Genomic DNA, 5114 nt, shown 5'->3' with positions numbered 1-5114 from the left:
CCGCACCATGTGCTCGGCCTCGGCCAGCGGCGTGATGGCGTCCTCGGCGCCCACCACGACGGCGACCGGCGCGTCCAGCCTCTCGAGGACGGCGGTTCGGTCGGGGCGGGCCGCCATCGCGCGCTGCGACCAGGCGACGCCCGCGGGCGACTGTGCCCGGATCCAGGAGTCCAGCAGGGGGAACAGGTTGCGCCGGTGCTCGGTGCTCGTGGCGCCGACCAGGTTGGCGGGCATGCCCAGCACGGCGTCCACGGTCTGGCTGGCGTCGACGGCGGCGGCGATCCGCAGGCGCTTGACCCGCGCCTCCTCGGTGTCCGCGGTCGACTTCGTGTCCACCAGGCCCAGGCCCGCCACGAACCCTGGATGCCGCTCGGCCAACGCGAGCGCGACGTACCCGCCCATCGAGTGCCCGACGACGATCGCGTTGCCCTCCCCCGCCTCGGTCATCGTGCGGTACACCGCGTCGGCGATGTGCTCGATGCTCGGCGGGAAACCGTCCAGGTCGCTGTGCCCGGCGCCGGGCAGGTCGACCCCGATGGCCCGGATGCCCGGCGGGAGGTGCTCGGCGCACGCCACCCACATGCGGTGGTCCAGCGGGAAGCCGTGCAGCAGCACGAGCGGCACCCCGCCGCCGTCCTGCAGCGTAAACGTGGCCAGGTTCCGGGTGGCTCGCGAGGTCATCATCGTCCTCCTGTGGTGGGTGCTGGTTCGGGTACGACCGTTCAGGAGGTGCCCAGAGGCCCGTCCCAGTGGGTCGGCAGCGGGAGCGGGTGGTCCGGCAGGACGTGGCCCACGATCTCGTTCAGCGCGCGCGCGACGGCGGGTTCGCCGACCCAGAGGTGCTTCGCGCCGTCGACGCCGATCACCTCGGCCTGCGGCACGCGCGCGAAACGGCGCCGGGCCTCCTCGGGACGCAGGTAGTCGTCGAGCTCCGGCACCAGCACCACGAGCGGCCTGCCGAACGCCGCCCAGCGGTCCAGGTCCTCGTCGGTCGCGCGGTGCAGGGGCGGCGACAGCAGGATCGCGCCCTCGATGCTCGGGTCGGCGCCGTGCTTGAGGACCAGCTCCGTACCGAACGACCAGCCGACCAGCCACGGCCGGGGCAGCCCGCGGAACTCGGCGAGCTCGATCGCCGCGGCGACGTCGTACTTCTCCGCCTCGCCGCCGTCGAACGCGCCCTCGCTCGTGCCGCGCGGGGAGGACGTGCCCCGCGTGTTGAACCGCAGCACCGCGAGGCCCGCCAGCGCGGGCAGGCGCCAGGCCGCCTTGCGGTACACGTGGGAGTCCATGAACCCGCCGTGCGTGGGCAGGGGGTGGAGCGTGAGCAGGCTGGCCGCGGGTTCGCGGTCCGCGGGCAGCGCGAGCTCGCCCACGAGGGTGAGGCCGTCGGCGGTGTGCAGCTCGACGTCCTCCCGCTGTGCGGGCAGGACGGTGAGCGAGCGGATCTGGTGGGTGGTCTGGCCGGAGGCCGCGCCCGGCGTCGCTTCAGTGGTCATCGGGTCCATTCTCCTCCCGCGCGCCGGAGGACGCGTCGGCGCTGGGCGTGTCGCGGCGCGGGGCCGGACGTTCAACGCAGGTTCGCGCGGCGCTGCCAGCAGCTGTTGTGCCAGTGCCGCCGGGCGTCCAGCCCGGCCTCGGCGCCGCCGAACCCGTCCGTCTTCCACGCGACGACGTGCGGCGTCCCCGGGGTGACCTCCTGGCGGCAGGCCGGGCAGACGTAGGTCTTGTCGGAGGACCGGATGCGCTGCACCACCCACTCGCCGTCGGCCGCCGACTCGCTGCGGCGTCCGCCCGTGGCCCGGTCCACGTCGAGGGGGACATGGTCCGCGGCATACGGACGCTTGCTGGAGCGGCGGTTCGACGGCATGGCATCTATTGTTCCGCAGGGCGGAGCGGATGGCTCAAGGCTGCCGAAGAACAGCCCACATCGCGCACCACAACGCCTGGGAGCCGCACTCATCTCCGCCCGCTAGAGTGTGGCGGTCCCCAGCAAGGCGCACACCGACCGAAGGACTACTCGTGAAGCACCGCACTACTGCCGGCCTGGCAGCCGTCGCGCTGGCATCCATCGCGCTCACCGGCTGCGCGAGCGGCGACGACGGCGGGAGCGGCAACGCCGCCGCCTCCTCCTCCACCGGCAACGTCTGCGAGGTGACGGCCGCCGCGGAGCCGTCGCCCGCCCCCAGCCCGTCCGAGGAGGACGTCAAGGCGGTCGACGCGATCGAGGTCTCGGGCCCGGTCGGCAAGGAACCGAAGGTGACGTTCAAGGCGCCGCTCGAGGTCACGACCCCGACGTCCCGCGTCGTGGACGAGGGCACCGGCGAGGAGCTCGCCGAGGGCGCCCAGGTGACCATCAACTACGTGGTCATCGCCGGCAAGGACGGCTCGACGAGCGGCTCGACCTGGGAGACCAAGAAGCCGGAGTCGTTCACGCTCGGCGACCCGCAGTACGACCTCCTGAACGACCGCCTGATCGGCCAGAAGGTCGGCACGCGCCTGCTCATGGCCAGCACCGCCATGGACCAGACCATCCAGGTGACGATGGTCGAGGTGACCGAGGCCAAGGAGATCCCGACCCGCGCCGAGGGCACCGAGGTGGCACCCGAGGAGGGTCTGCCCGCCGTCGAGCTCGCCGACGACGGCCAGCCGACCGTGACGATCCCCAAGGACTACGAGGAGCCCACCGAGCTGGTCGTCCAGCCCCTGATCGAGGGCGACGGCGCCAAGGTGACCAAGGACCAGACGGTCACCGTCCAGTACGCGGGCTGCCTGCTCGACGGCACGTCGTTCGACTCCTCGTGGAGCCGCGGCACGCCGACGTCGTTCCCGCTGAACGGTGTAATCCCCGGCTGGACCAACGGCATCGCCGGCCAGAAGGTGGGCAGCCAGGTGCTGCTCGTCGTCCCGGCCGACCAGGGCTACGGCGAGCAGGAGAACGGCGCGATCCCGGCGAACTCGACGCTGGTGTTCGTGGTCGACATCCTTGAGGCCAAGGCGGCCTGACGCTCCCCGGCCCCACGCGGGCCGACGTGAGATCCAACGCACACAGTGTGCATCGCCGCAGGTGGCGGCACAGACGTGGCGGGTACCCGAGCCGGGTGCCCGCCACGTCTCGTAGGGTCTTCCCATGACCTCGACCGACGTGCCTGCCCCCGAGTCCGCTCCCGTTCCGGAGCGCGAGGTGCTCACCTGGGAGACCTTCCCCGTCGCGGTACGCGACCTGGCCCACAAGGTGGTGGACAGCGGGTTCGTGCCCGAGGTCGTGATCGCCGTCGCGCGCGGCGGCCTCGTACCGGGTGGCGCCATGGCCTACGCGCTCGGCACCAAGGGCGTGGGCACACTGAACGTCGAGTTCTACACGGACATCGGTAAGACGCTCGAGGACCCGCGGGTCCTGCCGCCCCTCATGGACACGTCCGAACTGCCGGGTGCGAAGGTGCTCGTGGTCGACGACGTGGCCGACTCCGGCCGAACCCTCGCCCTGGTCATGGACCTGCTGGAGAAGAAGGGCGCCGAGGCACGCTCAGCCGTGCTCTTCACCAAGCCGCGCACCATCATCCAGCCGGACTACTCGTGGAAGGACACCGATCTGTGGATCACCTTCCCCTGGTCCGCCGAGCCCCCGGTGACGGGCGCGAGGTCGATCGACGCGTGAGCCGCTGGGCTCCGGCGTGCACGGTCAGCGCCACGAGGCACGTGACCAGCACACCGAGGGCCAGCCCTGAGGCCACGTCGTGCACGTAATGGACTCCCGCCGCGACCCGGGCGCCCGCGACGGCAAGCGCCAAGGGCACGACGACGGGCCACAGCCGAGGTGCGACGAACAGGCACGACATCGCCAGCGCCCCGGCGATGGTCGAGTGGTTGCTCGGCCACGACCAGTCCCCGGGTGCCGGGCACGCGAGCACCGTCGCTACGTCGACCGCCCGGCACGGCCGTTCCTCGGTGACGAGCAGCTTCACGGCCTCGCTCGTGGCGTATGCCGCTACCGTGCCTGCGCCAGCCGCGGCGAGCAGGCCGAACCGGGGACGGTCACGGAACCACGTGAGCAGCACGAGCCCGGCCGTGATCGCTACCAGCGCCATCAGCCCCTTGTCGGCGACCAGTCCCGCGAGCGACGCCAGGGAGGACGCGGCGGTCCCGCCGGCGGCGCCCACGAAGAGCGCGGCCCGTGCAGGCCACGCGAGGAGCGCGAGGGCACCGAGGATCAGGACTGCGCCGAGCGCGACGGGCAGGGCGAGGTGCGGGACCGGGCCGCGGGCCGGGGCGGCCGGACGGTGTGCCGGCGGCGCATGGTGTGTGGTGGTCATGCCGAGAACGCTATGAACATGCGGGGCGGCGGGGATCTGGCGTAGGTCAGGAGTCGTCTATGACCCAGGTCCTAGATCTCTGGCCCGAAGATCAGACCCTGGCGGGAAGCACTCCCTCGGCCCGTCGACGACGATGGTCCGGTGACCCAGACGTCCCCGCCGGCCGAGTTCGACCCTGCCACAGAGCACGCCACAGCGACCACCGCCGGGGCCGTCCCGGCGCGCCGCTCTGCCCGTCCCCTCGGCCTGGTCCTGACTGTCGTGTTCGCCATCCTCCTGGTGCTCGCCGGCGTCGACCCCTGGTGGATGATCCCGCTCGCGGCGGTCGCCGCGCCGGTGGGCCTGTTCGAGCGCGGGGCACGCCTGGGCGTCCTCGCCATGGCCCTCGCCGCGGGAGCAGGCGCCGCCGCCGTCATGGTCGGCTGGGCCGATCTGCGCGACGCGCTCGTCACCGCCGCCCGTGGGGTCGTCACCGGCGTGCTGCCGTGGACCGTGGCCATGGCGTGGCAGGCACGCAGGTCCGCCGAGGCGGACGCCACCATGATGCTGGTCCGGGAGCAGGACGCCCGACGGCTCCGGGCCGAGACCGATCTTGCACGACAGCGGCTGCACCTCGCCGAGGGTCTGCACGACGACCTGGGACACGCCCTCAGTCTCGTCGCCCTCAACCTGGGCCGACTCGAGCTCGACCTGGAACGTGGTCTGGGTGATGGCCCGGGACGGGCCGGCGGGGCGCCCCCGGGGCATGACACGGAGCACGACCCGGAGGCCGAGCGCCGCCGGGCGGCCGCCGACTCCGCGCGG

At 72.8% G+C, this 5114-nt stretch carries 6 protein-coding genes and 1 pseudogene; 3 read left to right on the top strand and 4 right to left on the bottom strand.

Annotated features, from left to right (window positions below; translation table 11 throughout):
* From PROKR_RS19725 to PROKR_RS19715, 3 genes are all read right to left on the bottom strand, one after another.
* On the bottom strand, positions 1-681 hold a 681-nt coding region (locus PROKR_RS19725), incomplete at its 3' end, for an alpha/beta fold hydrolase (RefSeq protein WP_036966309.1).
* A 41-nt stretch (positions 682-722) separates the two neighbouring features.
* Complete coding sequence (locus PROKR_RS19720; protein ID WP_051433164.1) at positions 723-1496, bottom strand: alpha/beta hydrolase; 774 nt, start codon at positions 1494-1496, stop codon at positions 723-725.
* A 71-nt stretch (positions 1497-1567) separates the two neighbouring features.
* A complete protein-coding gene (locus tag PROKR_RS19715; protein WP_020017601.1) occupies positions 1568-1867 on the bottom strand; it encodes a hypothetical protein in 300 nt (99 codons plus the stop codon).
* 152 nt (positions 1868-2019) lie between these two features.
* Between PROKR_RS19715 and PROKR_RS19710 the strand changes: the two genes are divergently transcribed.
* Together PROKR_RS19710 and PROKR_RS19705 are read left to right on the top strand one after the other, a co-directional pair.
* The gene (locus PROKR_RS19710) at positions 2020-3003 is read left to right on the top strand and encodes an FKBP-type peptidyl-prolyl cis-trans isomerase (protein WP_036966094.1); all 984 of its coding nucleotides are present in this window, start codon (positions 2020-2022) and stop codon (positions 3001-3003) included.
* Between the two features lie 124 nt (positions 3004-3127).
* Positions 3128-3655 (top strand): phosphoribosyltransferase, encoded by a 528-nt coding sequence (locus PROKR_RS19705; RefSeq protein WP_051433163.1) that lies wholly within the window; start codon positions 3128-3130, stop codon positions 3653-3655.
* Here the strand turns inward: PROKR_RS19705 and PROKR_RS19700 are convergent.
* Positions 3597-4310, bottom strand: a complete 714-nt coding sequence (locus tag PROKR_RS19700) for a phosphatase PAP2 family protein (protein WP_084800550.1) — start codon at positions 4308-4310, stop codon at positions 3597-3599. The two genes, PROKR_RS19705 and PROKR_RS19700, sit on opposite strands and share 59 nt — an antisense overlap.
* 141 nt (positions 4311-4451) lie before the next feature.
* Here PROKR_RS19700 and PROKR_RS35540 point away from each other — a divergent pair.
* Positions 4452-5114, top strand: a pseudogene (locus PROKR_RS35540) (hypothetical protein); the annotation flags it as partial.

The organism is Promicromonospora kroppenstedtii DSM 19349 (genome assembly GCF_000515355.1).
Classification (GTDB): Bacteria; Actinomycetota; Actinomycetes; order Actinomycetales; family Cellulomonadaceae; genus Promicromonospora; species Promicromonospora kroppenstedtii.
This window is presented reverse-complemented; position numbering and strand designations above follow the sequence as displayed.